The organism is Nocardia abscessus NBRC 100374, assembly GCF_000308455.1.
GTDB classification, from domain to species: Bacteria; Actinomycetota; Actinomycetes; order Mycobacteriales; family Mycobacteriaceae; genus Nocardia; species Nocardia abscessus.
In genome coordinates, this window is the sequence record NZ_BAFP01000115.1 from 1 (window position 1) to 20,809 (window position 20,809).

Consider the following 20,809-nt stretch of genomic DNA (forward strand, 5'->3'; position numbering starts at 1 on the left):
CGTCGTCGCTGGAGGCCGCGCTCACGGAATACGCCGTCGCGCAAGATGACCCGCTGCACCCGGCCGCGCTGACGGCCGCGGCGCTCGGCTATCACCGGCGCGAGCGACAGCCGCTGTGGTGGGCGCATGCCGACCGGCTCGACCATCCGGTGGAGGAATGGGCCGACGCGCCGGGAGTTCTGGTCGCCGACTGGGGCACCGTCGACACCAAGTGGCATCGCCGCCCCGACCGCCCGACGATGCGGCGTTACCTGACCCTGACCGGCCGGATCGGAACCGGTGCGAGCAGCTCTCCGGGGCCCAGCGCACTCACTCCCGGCACCACTGTCTACACCTTCTACGACCAGCCGATGGCCGGGATGGTCACCGGCGCGGGCCGGCGGGCCATCGCGACGGCGACGGTGCTCGGCTGCTCGGTGGACGCCGAATTCGACGACACCGTCCGGCTGGAGGAATTGCTGCCCGAGGGCTGCGAGCCCTACGACGAACTGCCGTCCGCGATCGCGCCGGGACTTCCCGCATGGGACGAGAACGCCGCACTGGCAATCGAACTCGCGGCGCAGCAATTGCTGATGACCTTGCCCGGCACGCCCCGCACCGCCGTCTTCGACCTGCTCGCGCGCCGTCCACCCCGGCTGCACGGCGACGCCGGGTTACCCGAGGTGCACGGCGACTACGCCGCCGCGATCACCGCCGCGCTGTGCGCCCTCGACGACTCCTACGTCGCGGTGCAGGGCCCGTCGGGCACCGGGAAGACCGCGACCGCCGCGCGGGTGCTGGAGCGGCTGATCACGCGGAACAAGTGGCGGATCGGCGTTGTGGCTCGTGAGCCTTCGATCGTGGAGAACCTGCTCGACGCGATCGTGCGCGCCGGCGTGCTGCCCGAACTGGTCGCCAAGAAGGACGCGGCGACGGTCGCCCCGGAGTGGGTCGTGATCGACGCCGCCCGCTACCCGCGGTTCCTGGACAGCGCGATCAGCGGGTGCGTCCTCGGCGGCGCACCAGCTGATTTCGCGAACGAAGACCTGGTACCACGCGGGGGCCTCGACCTGCTCGTCATCGCCGACGCAGGCCGCTTTCCGCTGGCCGAGACCGTGTCCGTCGCGGCGTGCGCACGCAACCTGCTGCTGCTCGGCGATCCGGTGCCGTCGACCGCTCGCGGCGCGCATCCGGCCCCGGTCGGCGAGTCGGCGCTCGCCTGGCTGGCCGAGGGACGTCAGACGTTGCCTGCCGAACGCGGCTACTTCCTGGACCGCACCTGGCGGATGCACCCCGCTGTCTGCGAACCCGTCTCCCGCCTGTACTACGACGGCCGCCTGCGCGCCAACGAAACGGTCACCTTGGCCCGGCGTCTGGACGGCGAGGAGCCGGGCGTGGACACCGTCCTGGTGGAGCACTACGGCAACGCCACCGAGTCACCGGCGGAGGCGCGGGAAGTGGTGCGCCGGGTCCGCGCGCTGCTCGGCATGTCCTGGACGATCGGCGCGACCACCCGCAGACTGCACCCGCACGACATCTTCGTGGTCGCGCCGTACGCCGCGCAGGTCGGGCGCATCCGGACCCTGCTGGCCCGCGCCAAGATCGAAGACGTCCTGGTCGGCACGCCGGATCGATTCCGCGGCCGGGAGGCGGCGGTGGTGCTGCTCTCCATGACCACCTCCAGTCCCGCCGACGCTCCCTACGGCATGCCGTCGCTGCTGTCGCGCGGCCTGATCCACGCGCTGTGCCGCGCCATGTGGAAGGCGGTGGTCATTCGCTCACCGCTGCTGATCGAGTACCTGCCCGCCACCGCGGACGAACTCGCCGATCTCGGTGCGTTCCTGCGGCTGGCCGCCGCGGGTCAGCCGAAGCAGACGCCCTCGCCCCGATAGGTCGGCACGGCGACGCGGGAGCCGTCCTCCTCGACCAGATGCACCGTGTCGAAGCGCTCGCACAGTTCACCGGCCTTCGCGTGCCGGAACCACACCCGGTCGCCGATCCGGAGTTCCGCAGCGCCCGACAGCGGAGTCTGTACTTCGCCCGCGCCCTCCGTACCGAGCAGCTTCAGTTTGCGCGGCCAGACCGGTTTGGGTACCCGCGACGGCCCGGCGGGGCCGGAGGCGATGTAGCCGCCCGCGAAGACGGTGGCGATATCGGGCGCGGGCAGCCGCAGCACCGGCATCGCGAAATACAGCGCGGGTCGCGGGGTGAACGAGCGGTAGGCGTCGAACAGCGTCGGCACGTACAGCCCGGACCCGGCGGTCACCTCGGTGACGTCCGGATCGGCGACGCTGACCTCGATGGATCCGCTGCCGCCGCTGTTGACGATCTCGAGTTCGCCGGTCACCGAGCGGACCGCGTCGAGCACCTCGGCCCGGCGCTTGCGGATTTCCGCCGCTGAGGCCCGTTTCACCAGGCGCACCGCGACATTCGAGTCCGGCAGCCCCGCGATCTGCGCCTCGTAGGTCATCACGCCCACCACGTGGAAGCCCTGCCGGAGCGCCTCGCCCGCGAGGGTGGCCGCCTGCCCCGGGGTGCGCAGGGGAGAACGGCGCACACCGAGGTGCAGCGGGCCGATCCGCAGGGAGGCGTCCACGTCCAGGCAGACGCGCGGCCGCACCCGGTCGGTGCCGACGGCGGCCCGGATCAGATCGAATTGCGCGGCATCGTCGATCATCAGCGTGATCGAGCGCAGCAGGAGGTCGTCGGCCGCCAGTTCGGCCAGCGCCGCGCGGTCCACGCTCGGATAACCGAGCAGGACATCGCGCGCGCCGTGGCGCACGAGCCAGAGCGCTTCGCGCAGGGAGTAGGACATGATGCCCGCGAAGCCGCCCGCGGCGGTGAGGTCGGCGCCGAGGACTTCGGCGAGGACGGCGCGGCAGCGCACGGATTTGCTGGCCACACGCACCGGCGTGCCACTAGCGCGGCGCACCAGATCGGCGGCGTTCGTTCGCAGGGTGAGCAGGTCGAGGGCGGCCAGGGGTGGGTCCAGTTCGGCGGTGGCCGCGTGCAGCCCCGCGATCGGCGACGTCTCGGTCACCAGGACAACTCAACCACCAAGTTGGTCAAACGTCCAGTATTTGTCAGATCTCCACGGCCTTGGTGGCGAGTGCGCTGACCATCTCATCGAGCACCACCAGCATGGTCTCGTCGTTGCAATCGGCCAGCCAGCGCAGGACCGTACCTTGCACGATCGAGACGACGTTGCAGGCGATCGCCTCCACCGGCTCCAGCCACTGCGTTTCCGACAGCTCCGCGCACAGCTTCAGGAACGCGGTGACCTCCGCGTCCTTCTCGCGGTAGAACTCGGACGCGATCGGATCCGGGAAGCAATCGCCCCTGACCTGCCAGCGGGCGCGCAGCGCCTGCACGGTCATCTCGTAGGACTGGATCTGCCTATCCGGAGTGGCCTTGACCAGCGGCCAGTAGGCGCTGACCCCCGCATGCAGCAGTACTCGCAGCGCGCGCAGGCCCTTGTAGTCGAGCGTGGCGGCCGCGGCTTCGACTGCGGCGGTGACGGCGGGTCGTAGCCGGATTTCTGTTATCACTTCTCCACGTGCGCTCAACGACGACTCCCTCGGCGAAAGAACTCGCGCACCTCCGCGGCGCGACTCCGCTGAACAGGGCGGGCAACATCGGGAAACACCTGGGCTGCCCGGTCCAACGTTCATCAATGGTAGAGCGTTTTCGGGGTTTGAGAATGGGTTCGATGGGTAATTCCAGACTGAAAGAATGTTTTGTTACCCAACCGGGACCGGTATGCGATCCCGCCGTGTCGCCCGGAAATCCCGCTATGACGGTGGATCTCGGGGCCACCCTACTACTCGGCAGACCGTTGACAACGGTACGGTTCGAGTCGCTGGCAACCCAAATTCTGTGGCGCATCCCACACTGAAACCGCCCAAAACGGTCAGCTTATCGTGTGAGGTCCGATCCGCAACCGACACCTTTTCGTTCCGTCATGCGGATAGCCTGGATCGGTGACTCTCTCGCCCCCCGCCGACCAGTACTTCCTCTCCGGCACGTTCAACTTCCGAGACACCGGCGGGCTGCGCACCGACGACGGCGCCAAGGTCCGCCCCGGCGTCCTGCTGCGCTCGGCCCAGCTGAGCGGACTCGATGAGACCGGCCACGCCGCGCTGCGCGAACTGGGCGTCAGCGATGTGCACGACCTGCGCGGACAGCGCGAGATCGACCACATGGGCGCCGACCTGCTCCCCTCCGGCGTCCGGCTGACCGTCACACCGTTCGACTCACGGATGGCCGAGGCGCCGCCGCACGAGGCGACCGCGCGAACCGCCTACACGCACATGCTCGAGGTCTACCGGATGTTCCCGGCATTACCCGAGGCACATGCCGCCATCGTCGCCCTCGCCGAGTCCATCGTGCGCGGAGACGGCGCCGTGCTGGTGCACTGCGCGGCGGGCAAGGACCGCACCGGCTGGGCCGTCGCGACACTGCTGCGCGCGGTCGGCGTCACCGAGACCGACGTGCAGGCCGATTACCTGCTCAGCAACGGGGCCATCCCCGCGCTGCGCGCCGTCATGACGACGAAACTGCTCGCCGGCGAGGAAGTCTCGGTCGACCTGCTCGGCGTGCGCGAGGAGTACCTCGACATCGGCACCGCCTCGATGCGCGAGTTGCACGGCGGCCTGCACGGCTATCTCGCGACCGCCGGGCTGACGCCGGAACTGCTGGCGCGGCTGCGCGAGCGCATGCTCGAGTGAGACCGGCTCACTCGACGGACGCCGCCGCTCCCCTGCGCACCAAGCCGTCGGCGTCGATGGTCACCTGATCGCCGGTGTGGAACCAGGTACCGGTGAACCGCGCCGCGGTCGTGGTGGGGTCGTTCCAGTAGCGCGGCGTGATATTCGGCCCTCGGCACAGCAGTTCGCCGTGCCCCGCCTTCGCCTTCGGACCCCAGAGCGCCAATTCCGTACCGCCGAAGGGGAATCCGAGCACCGTGGCCGCGTCGGACGGATCGGCGTCCTGCTCGGCGTCGTCCACCGCGAGGCCGATGCCGCTGGTCTCCGTCGCGCCCCACACCGACCACTGCCGGGCCTCGGGAAACACGCCGCGCAACTCGATCGTCAGGTCGGCCGGAGCGCACGCGGACGCGGCGCGCTCGGCGCGATGACCGGCTTTGCTGATCCGTGCGATGCCCTCGGTGCGCAGGCCCTCGGCGCGCAGATCCGCCAGTTCGGGCAGCAGGCCCGCGAAGATACGCGGCGTCGCGGAGACCATGTCGACCCGCTCGGCGGTGATGGCTTCGGCCAGGCCGGGCGCGTCCCGGGCGAGCACGACGGTGCCGCCGACGGCGAAGGTCGGCAACAGCTGGTCCACACAGCCACTGGCGTGCGCCAACGGCAGCAGCACCAGGTTGCGCAGGCCGTCGGTCGGCAGATCCAGCGCCGCGACCACCGAGCGCACCGCGGACAGCAGATTCTCGTTGGTCAGCTCCACGCCTTTGGGCGTGCAGGACCCGCTGGTGTAGCACAGCAGCGCCAAGTCGCCGAGCGCCGCACCGTCATCGATGTAGGCGGCGCCGTCCGGAAACTCGCTCTCGGCGCCCGTGCGCCCGACCACGAAATCGGCACGGCTGTCGGCGATCACGCGCTCGGCCATCGCCTCGGGCAGCCCGTCGGGCACCAGCACCGGTACCGCGCCGCTGAGCAAGGCGCCGAGGAAGGCCTGCACCCAGCGGACGCCCGCGGGCATGCGGATCGCGATCCGGTCGCCGTACCCGATGCCGTGCTCCTGCAAACCGCCCGCGATCCGGGAGGCGGAGTGCCACAGCTCGCGGTAGGTCAGGCGCGGGCCGCCGACCTCGACCACGGCTTCGCGGGTGGCGAACGCGTGCACTTGCAGATCCAGGAGTTCGGTCAGCGCGGGTGTGAGGTTTCCGTAGCGCAGCACCCCGTCGGCGCCCCGGGCCAGCGGGTTGTCCAAGGCGTGTGCGCCGGTGAGGGGATATTCGACGAGCAACTGCGACATTCGTCCTCCGCATGCCTCGAGGTATCAGGCACTGCGACTATATGACGCATGTCACAACTTCGCTGCGATAGGCGACGAACGTGTCCTAGCTGTCACCGCCCGGCGTAGCGAGCCTTCCCCGGCCCCTGCTCGAGAAAACTGCGCACGCCACCCTTCAGGTCCTCGGTGTCGAACAGCACTCCGGACACCTCCGGCGTCACCGAATCCGCATGTGCCACACCGCCGGAACGCCAGGCCTCGATGATCTTCTTGGTCGCCGCATTCGCCTTCGTCGGGCCCTCGGCCAGCCGGTGGGTCAGGGCCCGCGCGGCGGCGTCGAGGTCGTCGTGCACGGCGTTCACCACGCCCCACTCGGCCATGGTCGCCGCGTCGTAGAGGTCGCCGGTCATCACGAACTCGCGGGCCCGGCCCGAGCCCGCGCGCTCGGCGAGGCGCTGCGGACCGCCCATCGACGGGGTCAGCCCGACCACGATCTCCACCAATCCGAACTTCGCCTTCGGCGCCGCCAGCAGGATGTCGCAGGCGAGCGCGATCTCGAAGGCCGCGGTCAGGGTCAACCCGTGCGCGGCGAACACCACCGGGCACGGCAGCGCCTCCAGCGGATGGATGATCTGCGCGAACAGGGTGCGCCACAACTCGGCGCCCTGCTCGGGGGACAGGCCGTCGAAGACGTGCACGTCGACGCCGCCGGACACCAGTTTGCCCTCGGCGCGCAGCAGCACCGCCCGCGGCGGCCGCGCCGACAGGTCGGCGATATCGGCGATCAGCGCGTCCAGCATGGCCCGATCGAAGAGGTTGAGCGGCGGATGGGCGAGCGTGAGGGTCGCCACCTCCGCACCGCCGTCGGTGCGGTCTCGTTCCAGCCGGGTCGCCTTCGTTTCACTCATCCGGTCAGCGTACGAGGTCGATCTGGAAGACTGTGGGTGTGATCAAGTCGGCCAGCGAACGCGGTTCCTACGTCGAGCCCGGCGAGTTCAAGCGGGACACGAACTACATCACCACCCGGATCACGGCCGACGGCCGCGACGGCTACCCCGTCGAGCCGGGGCGCTACCGGCTCGTCGCGGCTCGCGCCTGCCCGTGGGCCAACCGAACGCTGATCGTGCGCCGTCTGCTCGGGCTAGAGCCGGTGCTCTCGCTCGGCCTGTGCGGGCCCACGCACGACAAACTCAGTTGGACCTTCGATCTGGATCCCGGCGGCGTAGACCCGGTACTCGGCATTCCCCGGCTGCGCGACGCCTACCTGGCCCGTTTCCCGGACTACCCGCGTGGCATCACGGTGCCCGCTGTCGTGGACGTGCCGACCGGGCAGGTCGTCACCAACGACTACGCGCAGATCACGCTCGACTTCTCCACCGAGTGGACCGAGCACCACCGGCCCGGCGCACCGCAGTTGTACCCCGAACCGCTGCGCGCGGAGATCGACGAAGTGAGTCTCGCGGTGTTCCGCGACGTCAACAACGGCGTCTACCGTTGCGGGTTCGCCGGGGCGCAGGACGCCTACGACGCCGCCTACGACCGGCTCTTCCACCGGCTGGACTGGCTGTCGGAACGCCTTGCCGGACAACGCTATCTGGTCGGCGACACGATCACCGAGGCCGACGTGCGGCTGTTCACCACGCTGGTCCGCTTCGACGCCGTGTACCACGGGCACTTCAAGTGCAACCGGTCCAAGCTCGCCGAGATGCCGGTGCTGTGGGCGTACGCGCGCGATCTGTACCAGACCCCCGGTTTCGGCGACACGATCGACTTCGAACAGATCAAGACGCACTACTACGTCGTGCACCGGGACATCAACCCGACGGGAATCGTCCCCAAGGGCCCGGATCTGGCGAACTGGCTGACCCCGCACGGCCGAGAGGTCCTCGGCGGCAGGCCCTTCGGGGACGGAACCCCGCCGCCCCCTCCGCAGCTGGTCGAACGCGTGCCCGCGATCCACACACCGTAACGAGCGCAGCCGGACGAAGTCCGACGTGAACCGCGCCGGGCCGAGCGAAGCCGAGGCAGCCGCATAACGGACGCAGCCGGACGGAGTCCGACATAAGCCGCGCCGAACCGAGCGAAGCCGAGGCAGCCGCATAACAGGCGCAGCCTGACGAAGTCCGTCCGGTCCAAAGCAGGCGGCCGCCGGTGGAACCGATCCGCCTGGGTACTTCGTTGTCATGACGAGCTGACGGCAACCGGTGCCATACAGTTCTACCCAGCAGACCGGAAGAGGAGGATGCCGCCGATGCTCAAAGGCGCGTTCGAGAAGACGGTGGTCGAACTGCTCGACACCGGGTCCCGCCTGCAGGCCCCCGCGGTCGCAAAGTACGTGGACCGAATTCGCCGCTCCCACCCGGACGAAAGTCCCGCGCAGATCATCGATCGGTTGGAGAAGCAGTACCTGCTCGCGGTGACCGGCAGCGGCAGCGCGGTCGGCGCGACCGCCGCTTTCCCCGGCGTCGGCACCGTCGCGGCCATCGCCGCGGTGAGCGCCGAGACCACCTTCTTCATGGAGGCCTCGGCGGTGTTCACCCTGGCGGTCGCCTCGGTGCACGGCATAACGCCGGAAGACCAGGAGCAGCGCAGGGCGCTGGTGCTTGCCGTCGTGCTGGGCGAGAGCGGCATGCAGATCGTCCAGAAGAGCGTCGGCACCTCGGCGAAGAACTGGGGCACCGCCTTCGCCAACCGGATTCCCGGCCTGTCGAGCATGAACGATTCGCTGTTGAAGCGGTTCATCATTCGGTTCATCACCAAGCGCGCCGCGCTGATGGCGGGCAAGGTGCTCCCGGCGGGCATCGGCGCCGTGATCGGCGGCGCGGGCAACCGCGCGCTGGGCAAGGCCACGATCTCGAACGCGCGCAAGGCATTCGGGCCGCCGCCGGGCACCTGGCCCATCGACCGGAACCTGGTGATCGACGCCGATCCGCTCACCGCGATCGACCCGGCGAAGCCGCAACCTCCGGCCACGCCACGATGAGCGGGGCGCGTCCGGTCGCGTTCGCGGTCCGCGGACTGACCAAGCGGTACGACCTGACGACCGCCGTGACGGACGTCAGCTTCACCGTGCCCTCCGGCGCCGTCGCCGCACTGGTTGGTCCGCGCGGTGCGGGTAAGACCACGATCCTGCGGGCGCTGCTCGGTCTGCTCGCCCCCACCTCCGGCACCACATCCGTCGGCGGCCCCGGTTCCCGGCGCGACGGCGTCAGCGCTGCGGGCGTGATCGGCGGCGTCCTCGCGCCCCGCGGGTTGCATCCGGCGCGTACCGTGCGAGACCACCTATGGATCTACGCCGCCGCGGCGCGCGTCGCCGACAGCCGGGTGGCCGAGGTGCTCGAGCTCGTCGGTCTGGACGAACAGGCCACGACGAAAATCGGCGCCCTCTCGATCGGACAGCAGACGCGGCTGGCCCTGGCCACCGCACTGCTCGGCGATCCGCCGCTGCTGGTGCTCGACGAGCCGATGGACGGGCTCGACGCCGCCGAATGCGGTTGGCTGCACGACTTCTTGCGCAAGCACGCCCGTCGCGGCGGTAGTGCCCTGCTGACCAGCGAGAGCCTCGGCGCCGTCCTGCCGGGCGCGGATCAGTTGATCGTGCTGCACGAGGGCACGGTGGCCTACCAGGGCACACCCGCGCGATTGCGGCGCGGGCATCCGGACCGGCTGGTCGTCGCGGCGTCCACCCCTATCGCACTGGCCACCATGCTCGCGGCACAAGGATTCACCGACGCGGTCATCCGGCCCGACGGCCGTCTGGCCGTCGCCGAAGCGAGCGAAGCGCAGATCAGAGCCGCGGCCACCGCGGCACAGGTGCGGATCGATAGCATCGTCCCCGACCCGATCCACCCCGACCGGGTGCTCGCGTCGCTGACCAAACCCAGCGCCGCGCCGGCGCCGCCCTATCCGGGCCTCGCCGCGCCCGGCCTCCAGCCCATGCCGACGCCCTACGGGATTCCACGATGATCGCCATCCTGCCCGCGGACCTGGTGCCGAACGTCGACTCCGAGGTCCGCAAGATCGTCACGATGCCGCGCGTCCGGGTGCTCGCCGGTGCGCTGGTCGCCGTGGCGCTGTTCGCCGGCCTCGCATCGGCGAGCATGGCCGGACCGCCGGATCCGCGCGGCCAGCCCGCCACGGGCGCGGCGACGATCGGGCTCTACGTCGGCCTCGCACTGGTGGCGCTGGCCGCCGCGGTCTTCGGCGCGGTGGGCAGCGGCTCGGAGTACCGGTATCACAGCATGGCCGTGACCGCGCTGTTCACCGCCGACCGCGATCGGCTCGCCGCCGCGAAGTTCCTGGTCATCGGGTGCTGCGCGCTGGCGGCGGCGGTAGCGGTGGAAGTGGTGTCGGTCGGCGCGCTGTTCGGCGTCGGTCGCGGCAAGGTCGCCGTCACCGGGGAGTTGTTCGCGGTGCTGGGCGGCGGACTGCTGGCCGCGGTCTGCTGGTCGCTGATCGGCGCGAGCGCGGGCATCCTCCTGCGGTCCTCGACCAGGGCGGTGACGCTGCTGCTCGGCTGGATCGTGCTCGCGGAACCCTTGCTCTGGCTGATCGCGCGCGGCCTGGGCATCCCGGGCGTGGTCACCCTGCTGCCCGTCTCGGCCAGTGTGGGCGCCGTCGCCGTCGGCTCCTACCCCGACAGCGATCTGCTCGCACCCACCCCCGTTGCCGTCGTGGTGCTGCTGCTGTGGACCATCGGCCTGGGTGCGACGAGCTGGTGGAGCCTGCGCACCCGCGATCTGTGATCCGAGGGCGGACCGGGAACAACGAGATGTCGGCCGGTGTCGGTACCGTCGATGGCGAACACGGTACGACGAAGGGGGCCGGCGAGCGTGGACGGGGGACACAGACCGGGGTGGATGAGCAGGCTGTGGGCCGAGTGCCTACCGCACCGCACGGTGCTGGCCGGCCTCGCGGCGGCGGTGCTCGGCGGGGCGATCGTCGAGACCGCGGGGCCACTGCTGACCAAACAGGCCATCGACGCGGCGGGCATCGGCGACACCGGAACGATCGGCGCCGTCGCGGCGCTGCTGCTGGTTCTGGCGGTGAGCCGGTCCGCGGCCGGGTTCGGGCGGCGCTGGCTGGCCGGACGGCTCTCCCTGGACGTGCAGCACGCGTTACGGGTGAATCTGCTCGGCTCACTACAACGACTGGACGGCGTCGGACAGGACACCTTGCGCACCGGGCAGGTGGTGTCGCGATCGATCACTGATCTCCAGCTGGTCCAGGGTCTGATGGCGATGGTGCCGCTGTCGGGTATGGCACTGCTGGAATTCGTGCTCGCCGCCGGGGTGATGATCTGGCTTTCGCCGCCGCTGGCCGCCGCGGCGCTGCTGGTGGTGCCCGCGATCGGCCTGGTGGTCTACCGCATGCGACCGCGCCTGCACGCGGCGACCTGGTCCGCGCAGCAGCGCGCCGCCGATCTCGCCCAGCACGTCGAGGAGACGGTCACCGGTGTGCGGGTGGTCAAAGGTTTCGGCCAGGAAGCGCGGATGGTCGATCTGCTGGAGCGGCACGGACGCAAGCTGTTCGCCGAGCGGATGCGGGCCGCCCGGATCGACGCCGGGTTCGCGCCGACCATCTCGACGATTCCGCAGGTCGGCATGGTCGCGGTCATCGCGCTCGGCGGGCTGCTCGCGCTGCACGGCAGCATCGGCATCGGCACCTTCGTCGCGTTCGCCGCCTACGTCGCCGTCATGACCGGTACCGCGCGCATCCTCTCCTCGGTGATCGTCATGGCTCAGCTGACCCGAGCGGCGGCCGAGCGCGTGTTCCAGGTGATCGACACCGCGCCGGTCGTCGCCGACCCCGATCGTCCGGTCGACCTGCCGGACGGACCGCTCGGCATCGAGATCGACGCGCTCACCTTCGGGTTCGATCCCGACCAGCCCGTGCTGCGCGAACTGGACCTGCGCGTGCGGCCCGGCGAGACGGTGGCCGTCATCGGCCCTGCGGGTTCGGGCAAGTCCACCCTCGCCCTGTTGCTGCCCCGGTTCTACGCGCCGGACGCGGGAAGTATCCGGCTGTTCGCCGACACTGTCCCCGCCACCGGCGTCCCGCCGCGTGACGACCCGGCCGACGCGTTCCGCGCCGCGCACGCGGGCTCACGCGCCGCGACCCGCACCGCCGAGACCGTCGGGGTCGACATCGCCGACGTGCGCGCCGCCGACCTGCGCGCCGCCATCGGTGTCGTCTTCGACGACCCCTTCCTGTTCTCCGACACGATCGCGGCCAATATCGCGCTCGGGCGACCGGACGCGACCGACGAGGAGATCCGCCACGCGGCCGTGCAGGCCGCCGCCGACGAATTCATCGCCGAACTGCCCGACGGCTACGACACCGTGGTGGGCGAGCGCGGCCTCACCCTGTCCGGGGGGCAGCGGCAGCGGATCGCGCTGGCGAGAGCGCTGCTGTCGCGCCCGCGCATCCTGGTGCTGGACGACGCCACCTCCGCGGTGGACGCCGTGACCGAGGCGGCGATCTTCGACGCGCTGCCCGGCGACGGCGGCCGGACCACACTGATCCTGGCGCATCGGGAGTCGACGCTCGCCCACGCCGACCGCGTGATCCGGTTGCCCGCTCCCGCCGCACCTCTGGCTCCGGAGCCGAACGCGGTCGCGAGCAGGCGAGCGGTCAGCGGTTCCGCCGGCCGCTTCACGGGCGCGGCGGCCGACATCAGCGAGACACCCGAGCTGCGCCGGAACATCGAACGCCTCCCACCTGCCACCGAGCAGCCGGGCCTGGACGCGGAAGGACTGCGCGAGCCGGACCCCCGCTTCCGGCTGGCCCGCATGCTGCGCCCCGTTCGCGGGCTGGTGCTGACGGTGATAGCGCTGCTGGCGGCGGACGCGGCGATCGCGCTCGCGTTCCCACCTCTGGTGCGGTACGCGATCGACGGCGGCGTGCTCGGCCACAACGCCGCGGCACTGGTCCGCGCGGCGCTGCTCGGCGCGATCCTGGCCGCCGTGGGCTGGGCGGTCGGCGCGGCCACCACCTTGCTCACCGCGCGCACGGGCGAACGGGTGCTGTTCGGGCTGCGGGTGCGCAGCTTCGCGCATCTGCAACGGCTCGGCTTGGACTACTACGAACGCGAGTTGTCCGGGCGGATCATGACGCGGATGACCACCGACGTCGACGCCCTGTCCACGTTCCTGCAGACCGGTGTCGCCACCACCCTGGTCGGCTTGCTGACGCTGGCAGGCATCACGGTCGCGTTGCTGGTCATCGATGTCTCGCTGGCGCTGGTCGTGCTGTCGACGGTGCCCGCCCTGGCGATTGCGACAGTGCTGTTCCGGCGGGTGTCCTCCACCGCGTACACCGTGTCGCGGGAGCACGTGTCGGCGGTCAACGCCGACTTCCAGGAGAACGTGACGGGCTTGCGCGCGGTGCAGGCCAACCGGCACGAGCCGCGCGCCGCCCGGCGCTTCGCCGAATACTCCCAGCGCTACCGCAACAGCAGGCTGCGGGCCCAGCGGGCGATCGCGCTGTACTTCGCGTTCGTCGTCGGGTGGGCGGACGTCGCGCTGGCCGCGGTGGTGTTCTTCGGTGCGCGCGAGGTCGCCACCGGCGCGACCAGCGCGGGGACGCTGGTCGCGTTCGTGCTGTATCTGCAGTTGCTGTTCGTGCCGATCCTGCAGTTGTCCCAGGTCTTCGACGGCTACCAGCAGGCCAGGGTCGGCCTGCGCCGGATCGGGGACCTGCTGCGCACGCCCTCCTCGATCGCCGCCGATCCGGCCGAGCCGGTGCCGATAAACCAGGGGCTGCGCGGCGACGTGGCGTTCGACGACGTCCGCTTCCACTACGCGGGCAGCCACGTTCCGGCGCTGGACGGCGTCTCGCTGCGCATCCCGGCCGGTTCCACCCTGGCACTGGTCGGGCCCACCGGCGCGGGCAAGTCGACCGTCGTCAAGTTGCTGGCTCGGCTGTACGACCTGCCGCCCGATCCGGGCGGAAGTCCGGCGGAACCGGACGAGGTCGCGGTCCCGGCCACGCGGGAGCCCGCCGCGGCGACGAACGGCGCCCGACCGATCGCGAGCGATCCCGGCGCGATCCGCGTGGACGGCGCCGACATCCGCGACTACCGCCTCGCCGACTACCGCTCCCGGCTGGGCATCGTCCCGCAAGAAGCTCACCTGTTCAGCGGTGACGTGGCGAGCAACATTGCATTCGGGAAACCATTCGCGACCGCCGCGGAGATCGCCGCGGCGGCCGCGGCCGTGGGGGCGACGGACATGATCGCCGGCCTTCCGCTGGGGATGAGCCAGCCGGTCGGTGAGCGCGGCCGCGGACTGTCGGCCGGGCAGCGGCAACTGATCGCGCTCGCCCGCGCGGAACTGGTCGCTCCGGACTTGCTGCTGCTCGACGAGGCCACCGCGACGCTCGACCCGGACACCGAGGCATCGGTGCTGGCCGCGAGCCGATCGCTGAGCCGGGAGCGGACCACGGTGATCGTCGCGCACCGGCTCGGCACGGCGGCGCGCGCCGACCGGATCGCCGTGGTCGATCACGGGCGCATCGTGGAATTCGGCTCGCACGAGCAACTGCTCACGGCAGCCGGCCCATATGCCCGGCTGTGGGCAGCGGCGCTGCCGTCGGAGGGAATATTCTCGGGAGACGACGGGTCGTCACCAATAGGGTCGGGGGTGTCGGGTGGTCAGTGAATCCGCCGATTTGCTGCTGGGCCTATCCTCAGATAGGGCGCATCGGCGCGCAATCCGCTGATCCCCGTGCCGGGCACGTCACAAACGTCGCAGCGCGAAGAACGAAATGAGGCGAACACCTGCTGTGAGCAGCTCAACTTCCCAGTTCGGACAGAACCAGTGGCTAGTCGATGAGATGTATCAGAAGTTCAAGCAAGATCCATCCTCGGTCGATGAAAGCTGGCACGAGTTCCTGGCCGACTACACGCCTGACGCGAGTGGCGACGCCGGCAACAGCCAGCCCGCCTCCGCGCCCGCGCAGGCTGCCGCTCCTGCACCGGCTCCAGCGGCCACCAAGCCCGCTGCCGCCAAGCGCAACGACGCCGCGACTGCCGACACCAAGCCCACCGCCGCCGCCGTAGCCCCGAAAGCGCCCGCGCCTGCCGCCGCCAAGCCTGCCCCGGCCGCCGCGAAGCCCGCCGCAGCGACCACGCGCACACCGCAGACCACGCCGGCGCCGACGTCGAACGCCGCACCGACCTCCGGCCCCAAGCAGGCCGACACCGCCACCGACGAGTCCAAGGTGCTGCGCGGCGCCGCCGCGGCCGTGGCGAAGAACATGGCCGCTTCGCTGAGCATCCCCACCGCGACCAGCGTGCGCGCCATCCCGGCCAAGCTGATGATCGACAACCGCTTGGTCATCAACAACCACCTCGCCCGCACCCGGGGCGGGAAGATCTCCTTCACCCACCTGCTCGGCTACGCCATCGTGCAGGCGGTCAAGGCTTTCCCGAACATGAACCGGCACTACGCCGAGGTCGACGGCAAGCCGAACGCGGTCACCCCCGCGCACACCAACCTCGGTCTGGCCATCGACCTGCCCGGCAAGGACGGCAGCCGGTCGCTGGTCGTCGCGGCCATCAAGGGCTGCGAGGCGATGACTTTCGGGCAGTTCCACACCGCCTACGAGGACATCGTCCGGCGCGCCCGCGACGGCAAGCTCACCGCCGAGGACTTCTCCGGCGTCACCATCTCGCTGACCAACCCGGGCACCATCGGCACCGTGCACTCGGTCCCCCGCCTGATGAACGGTCAGGGCGCGATCATCGGCGCCGGCGCGATGGAGTACCCCGCCGAGTTCCAGGGCATGAGCGACGAGCGCATCGCCGAACTGGGCGTCGGCAAGCTGATGACGCTCACCTCCACCTACGATCACCGCATCATCCAGGGCGCGGAGTCCGGTGACTTCCTGCGCACCATCCACCAGCTGCTGATCTCCGACGACTTCTTCGACGAGATCTTCCACGGCCTCGGCGTGCCGTACGAGCCGGTCCGCTGGCGCAAGGACATCCGCGAACGCGGCGTGGACAAGAGCGCGCGCGTGCTGGAGATGATCGCGGCCTACCGCAACCGCGGTCACCTGATGGCCGACACCGATCCGCTGCGGCTGGTCAAGGACAAGTTCCGCAGCCACCCGGACCTGGACGTCACCCAGCACGGCCTCACCCTGTGGGACCTGGACCGCACCTTCAACATCGCGGGCTTCCACGGCCAGGAGCAGATGAAGCTGCGCGACGTGCTGTCGATCCTGCGCGACGCCTACTGCCGCCACGTCGGCGTCGAGTACACCCACATCCTCGACCCGGAGCAGCTGCACTGGATCCAGGAGCGGGTCGAGCAGAAGCACGCGAAACCGACTGTCGCGCAACAGAAGTACATCCTGAACCGGCTGAACGCGGCGGAGGCCTTCGAGACCTTCCTGCAGACCAAGTACGTCGGGCAGAAGCGCTTCTCGCTGGAGGGCGCCGAAGCCGTCATCCCGATGATGGACGCGGTGATCGACCAGTGCGCCGAGCACAGCCTCGACGAGGTCATCATCGGCATGCCGCACCGCGGCCGGCTCAACGTGCTGGCCAACATCGTCGGCAAGCCGTACTCGAAGATCTTCACCGAGTTCGAGGGCAACATGAACCCGGCCGCCACCCACGGCTCCGGCGACGTGAAGTACCACCTCGGCGCGCAGGGCACCTACCTGCAGATGTTCGGCGACAACGAGATCGAGGTCTCGCTCACCGCCAACCCCTCGCACCTGGAGGCGGTCGACCCGGTCCTGGAGGGCCTGGTCCGCGCCAAGCAGGACCTGCTGGACAAGGGCGACGGGGCCGAGGGCTACTCGGTCGTGCCGCTGATGCTGCACGGTGACGCCGCGTTCGCCGGTCAGGGCGTGGTCGCCGAGACGCTGAACCTGGGTGGCCTGCGCGGCTACCGGGTCGGCGGCACGATCCACATCGTGGTGAACAACCAGATCGGCTTCACCACCGCTCCGGAGAACAGCCGCTCCACCGAGTACTCCACCGATATCGCGAAGTTCATCGGCGCGCCGATCTTCCACGTCAACGGCGACGACCCGGAGGCGTGCGACTGGGTGGCGCGTCTGGCGGTCGACTTCCGGCAGAAGTTCCGCAAGGACGTCGTGATCGACATGATCTGCTACCGCCGTCGCGGCCACAACGAGGGCGACGACCCGTCGATGACACAGCCGTACATGTACGACGTCATCGACACCAAGCGCTCGGTCCGCAAGGCCTACACCGAGAGCCTGATCGGCCGTGGCGACATCTCGCTGAAAGAGGCCGAGGACGCGCTGCGCGACTACCAGGGCCAGCTGGAGCGGGTGTTCAACGAGGTCCGCGAGCTGGAGAAGTACTCACCCGGACCGAGCGCGTCGGTCGAAGGCGACCAGCCGGTGCCCGCGACCGTCGCGACGGCCGTGGACAAGGCCGTCCTGCAGCGCATCGGTGACGCGTTCCTGCACGTGCCCGACGGCTTCAACGTGCACCCGCGCGTCAAGCCGGTGCTGGAGAAGCGCCGCGAAATGGCCTACGAGGGCAAGGTCGACTGGGCCTTCGCCGAGCTGCTCGCGTTCGGCACGCTGATCGACGAGGGTCGCGCGGTGCGCCTGACCGGTCAGGACTCCCGCCGCGGCACGTTCACCCAGCGGCACGCGGTGATCATCGACCGCAAGACCGCCGAGGAGTACACCCCGCTGCACAACATCGGCAGCGAGAACCCGGGCTGGTTCGCGGTGCACGACTCGGCGCTGAGCGAATTCGCCGCCGTCGGCTTCGAATACGGCTACTCGCTGGGCAACCCCAACGCGCTGGTGTTGTGGGAGGCGCAGTTCGGTGACTTCGTCAACGGCGCGCAGCCGATCATCGACGAGTTCATCTCCTCCGGTGAGGCCAAGTGGGGCCAGCTCTCCGACGTCGTGCTGCTGCTGCCGCACGGCCACGAGGGTCAGGGCCCGGACCACACCTCCGGCCGCATCGAGCGCTTCCTGCAGCTGTGCGCGGAGGGCTCGATGACCGTGTCGGTGCCGTCCACTCCCGCGAACTACTTCCACCTGCTGCGCCGCCACGCACTGGACGGCATCCGCCGCCCGCTGATCGTCTTCACTCCGAAGTCGATGCTGCGCAACAAGGCCGTGGTCTCGGATCTGAAGGACTTCACCGAGAGCAAGTTCCGCTCGGTCTTCGACGAGCCGGCCTACGAGCAGGGCATCGGCGACCGCAGCAAGGTCAAGCGCATCCTGATGACCAGCGGCAAGCTCTACTACGAGCTGGCCGCCGAAAAGGCCAAGCAGAAGCGCGAAGACGTGGCCATCGTGCGGATCGAGCAGCTCTACCCGCTGCCCGTGCGCCGCCTGAACGAGGCCCTGGAGGGCTACCCCAACGCCACCGACCTGGCGTGGGTCCAGGAGGAACCGGCCAACCAGGGCGCCTGGCCCTTCTTCGGCCTCAACCTCCCGGAAACCCTCCCCGACCGCCTCGGCAAACTCCGCCGCATCTCCCGCCGCGCCATGTCGGCCCCGTCCTCGGGGTCGAGCAAGGTCCACGCGGTGGAGCAGGCGGAGATCATCGCGGAAGCGTTCGAACCGACCAGCTAGATTTCTGAACTGACGCCGGGCCGGATCGCTCTGACCAACAGAGCGATCCGGCCCGGCGTTCACGTTTCGAGGTATGACAGTTGAGGGCGCCCAACCGAGTCTCGCTGTCATAGCGAAGAAGTGGGGGCAGATTCGTTGCCTCGCAAGCTTCCCGAAGCGCACCCCCTCCGTCGTTCACAGCTACAACGCGTCTACACCTTCACGATCTCGATCTCCGTGCCGCACAGCAAGGCCAGATCCTCAGGGTCCGACGTCACCACCGTGACCAGGCCGTGAACCGACCGGGCGGATGCCGCGAGAACGGCGTCGATCGCGTACTTGTGGCCGCTCAGCCCGTGTTCCCGCAACAGCGCGGCGGCCTGCGCGGCCAACTCGCGGGTGACGACGTGAACATCGATCTGTGACAGTGTCCAGGCGATCCGGGCCGGATGCACTTTGCTGTAGTCGGCTTCCACCGTCGTCATCGCCGTGGTCGCCACGCGCACGCCGTCCTCTTTGGCCGCCTGCACCCATGCGAGCATTCGGCGATTCTTCCGATACAGCATCGACAGCCCCTCGCTATCGAGAAACAGCACATCCGGCATCAGGCGGCCGATCCGCGCGAACCCCGACGGCGCCGCTCGAAACCCAATTCCGCCCGCGCCTCGTCGACTTCCACACGCGTCAGCGGCTCGTTGTCCTTCTCGAAATCGGCCACCAGCTCACCGAGCTTGTCCATCGCAACTCGCTGCTCCAGCGCTTCGGCGACGTAGGCGGAGAAGCCGCCGGGCCCAACGTGAGCTCGGGCCTGCTCGGCAAGATCTTCCGGGAGGCTGATCGAGTACTTCTTACTACCACCCATACGCTCGATGCTACCAGCCGTAGCAATCCCAGCTGCACCCGAGAAGAGATTTTCCAAGTCCCTGACGGCCTCTGTGTCCAAGGTGGCGAGGCGGCGGAGGACAGCCGCCACCTCGCCGTACGCCGGAACAGTCGGCCCTGGGTTCGGACCGTCAGGACGGCGCGAGCGCCTTCATCAGCGCAGCAGCGGTAGCGTCATCGATGCACGTCGGCTTACCACCGTTGTCGGAGTGGAATGCACCGCCTTTGGTGTTTCCGGTGAAGTAGCACATCGGAAACGCCGGTTTGCCTTCCGGGAAGGTCAGCGGCGGAGCGAGGCCTCCGAGGGTCTCGTCGCGCAATGCGCGCAGCCCTTTGATCACATCCGCGCTCGTCGATGACGGCGACAGGCCGGCAGCTTTGGCCGCCGCCAGGAAGAGCTGCCCGCCTGCCCACGGCCACAGCAGTGGGGAGCTGAAGTCCGCGCTGTCCCGAAGGCCGGGAATATACTCGGCGAGAGCGTCATTGAAATCCTTGACGGCCGGAATCGATTCGTCGGTGTACAGCGCATTGGAGCCTGCGAAAATGCTGCCCTCGAAGTTCGGGTCCGTGGCCCACGCCTTCTGCAGGCTCACGCCGGTAGGAGCCTGAATCGGTTTATAACCTTGCTGCGCACAGGATGCCGCGATGCGCGAAATCGCCTCGACCGAGACGCCGGGGAATACGGCGTCGACACCCTTTTCCTTGAATGCCAGGCAGGGCGCGATGTAGTTCGGCGCCGCAATCGCGACTTTCTCCGAAGCGAATCCCAGACCGGCCTGTTCGGCCATCGGCTTCACCATCTGCGGTAGCTGCTCGCAGACCGGGATCTCGGCGCAATAGTAGACGCCGAGTTTCTTCGCGCCCGCCTTCTTGGCCTGGGCGACTTCGCCCAGCATCAGCACCGGCAACGTAGTTCCGGAGGCGAAGAAGTTCGGATCGGTGATGAACGGGGCATCGACCGGCTGTCCGCCGATGACCGGAATGCCCTTGCTGTCGACGTAGCTTTGCCAACTCGAACTGACCAGGCTGGTTTGGCCGACGATGGCGACCACCTTGTCCTCTTCGACCAGTTTCTTCGCCACAGCCAGCGCCGTCGTCGGATTCTGCTGGTCGTCGTAGGTGATCAGCTTGACCGGGTGCCCATTGATTCCGCCACGATCGTTGACCCATGACGCCCATGCCTGCAGCACATCGCTGCTACGCCCGACCGATCCGGCGGCGGGGCCGGTGCAGCTGCAAATCGATCCGATGACGATCGGATCGCCTTTGAGCCCGCCGTCGGACACTTTCCCCGGGCCAACGGTTTTGGCCCCGTCGCTCGTCGAGTCGGCGGAACACGACGTGAGCGCGAGCGCTGCCGCCAGTATCGGTGCCACGCACCACAGAAACCTTCTCTTGCTCATTACTCCAC

Annotated in this window: 15 protein-coding genes; 8 read left to right on the forward strand and 7 right to left on the reverse strand. The window is 69.4% G+C overall.

Going from position 1 to position 20,809, the window contains the following annotated elements; genetic code table 11:
- The coding region (locus ON19_RS23805) for a DEAD/DEAH box helicase (protein ID WP_043697167.1) at positions 1 to 1,871 on the forward strand (1,871 nt) is incomplete at its 5' end.
- Here the strand turns inward: ON19_RS23805 and ON19_RS23810 are convergent.
- Together ON19_RS23810 and ON19_RS23815 are read right to left on the reverse strand one after the other, a co-directional pair.
- Positions 1,841 to 3,019, reverse strand: a complete 1,179-nt coding sequence (locus ON19_RS23810) for an amino acid deaminase/aldolase (protein WP_043697170.1) — start codon at positions 3,017 to 3,019, stop codon at positions 1,841 to 1,843. The two genes, ON19_RS23805 and ON19_RS23810, sit on opposite strands and share 31 nt — an antisense overlap.
- Before the next feature lie 43 nt (positions 3,020 to 3,062).
- Entirely contained in the window at positions 3,063 to 3,545 is a 483-nt protein-coding gene (locus ON19_RS23815; RefSeq protein ID WP_043697173.1) for a hypothetical protein, read from the reverse strand.
- Between the two features lie 414 nt (positions 3,546 to 3,959).
- Here ON19_RS23815 and ON19_RS23820 point away from each other — a divergent pair, with 414 nt between their 5' ends.
- Positions 3,960 to 4,706 (forward strand): tyrosine-protein phosphatase, encoded by a 747-nt coding sequence (locus ON19_RS23820; protein ID WP_043697177.1) that lies wholly within the window; start codon positions 3,960 to 3,962, stop codon positions 4,704 to 4,706.
- 7 nt (positions 4,707 to 4,713) lie between these two features.
- On the opposite strand, the gene ON19_RS23825 is transcribed toward ON19_RS23820, so the two are convergent.
- Positions 4,714 to 5,973 (reverse strand): class I adenylate-forming enzyme family protein, encoded by a 1,260-nt coding sequence (locus ON19_RS23825; protein ID WP_043697179.1) that lies wholly within the window; start codon positions 5,971 to 5,973, stop codon positions 4,714 to 4,716.
- Positions 5,974 to 6,065: 92 nt separating this feature from the next.
- A complete protein-coding gene (locus ON19_RS23830; RefSeq protein WP_043697182.1) occupies positions 6,066 to 6,860 on the reverse strand; it encodes an enoyl-CoA hydratase/isomerase family protein in 795 nt (264 codons plus the stop codon).
- Positions 6,861 to 6,901: 41 nt separating this feature from the next.
- On the opposite strand from ON19_RS23830, the gene ON19_RS23835 reads away from it, so the two are divergent.
- From ON19_RS23835 to ON19_RS23860, 6 genes are all read left to right on the forward strand, one after another.
- Positions 6,902 to 7,921 (forward strand): glutathione S-transferase family protein, encoded by a 1,020-nt coding sequence (locus ON19_RS23835; RefSeq protein WP_043697260.1) that lies wholly within the window; start codon positions 6,902 to 6,904, stop codon positions 7,919 to 7,921.
- 282 nt (positions 7,922 to 8,203) lie between these two features.
- On the forward strand, positions 8,204 to 8,935 hold the full coding sequence (locus ON19_RS23840; protein WP_051169235.1) for a hypothetical protein: 732 nt from the start codon (positions 8,204 to 8,206) through the stop codon (positions 8,933 to 8,935).
- Positions 8,932 to 9,918 carry an ABC transporter ATP-binding protein gene (locus ON19_RS23845; RefSeq protein WP_043697188.1) on the forward strand — a complete coding sequence of 329 codons (987 nt, stop codon included), beginning with the start codon at positions 8,932 to 8,934 and terminating at the stop codon, positions 9,916 to 9,918. Before ON19_RS23840 ends, ON19_RS23845 begins: the two co-directional genes overlap by 4 nt.
- Entirely contained in the window at positions 9,915 to 10,697 is a 783-nt protein-coding gene (locus tag ON19_RS23850) for an ABC transporter permease (RefSeq protein WP_043697191.1), read from the forward strand. The genes ON19_RS23845 and ON19_RS23850 overlap by 4 nt, the downstream gene beginning before the upstream one ends.
- Before the next feature lie 51 nt (positions 10,698 to 10,748).
- Positions 10,749 to 14,612: an ABC transporter ATP-binding protein gene (locus tag ON19_RS23855; RefSeq protein WP_051169240.1), complete on the forward strand. Its 3,864-nt coding sequence runs from the start codon at positions 10,749 to 10,751 to the stop codon at positions 14,610 to 14,612.
- A 175-nt stretch (positions 14,613 to 14,787) separates the two neighbouring features.
- Positions 14,788 to 18,537, forward strand: coding sequence for a multifunctional oxoglutarate decarboxylase/oxoglutarate dehydrogenase thiamine pyrophosphate-binding subunit/dihydrolipoyllysine-residue succinyltransferase subunit (locus ON19_RS23860; RefSeq protein WP_043697194.1), 3,750 nt, complete (start codon positions 14,788 to 14,790; stop codon positions 18,535 to 18,537).
- A 191-nt stretch (positions 18,538 to 18,728) separates the two neighbouring features.
- Here the strand turns inward: ON19_RS23860 and ON19_RS23865 are convergent, their stop codons facing one another.
- The 3 genes from ON19_RS23865 to ON19_RS23875 form a co-directional block, all read right to left on the reverse strand.
- On the reverse strand, positions 18,729 to 19,058 hold the full coding sequence (locus ON19_RS23865; RefSeq protein WP_218006472.1) for a DNA-binding protein: 330 nt from the start codon (positions 19,056 to 19,058) through the stop codon (positions 18,729 to 18,731).
- Positions 19,059 to 19,120: 62 nt separating this feature from the next.
- A complete protein-coding gene (locus tag ON19_RS23870; RefSeq protein ID WP_043697265.1) occupies positions 19,121 to 19,378 on the reverse strand; it encodes a hypothetical protein in 258 nt (85 codons plus the stop codon).
- 151 nt (positions 19,379 to 19,529) lie between these two features.
- Positions 19,530 to 20,801 (reverse strand): ABC transporter substrate-binding protein, encoded by a 1,272-nt coding sequence (locus ON19_RS23875; protein WP_157229821.1) that lies wholly within the window; start codon positions 20,799 to 20,801, stop codon positions 19,530 to 19,532.
- Between the last annotated feature and the right edge of the window lie 8 nt (positions 20,802 to 20,809).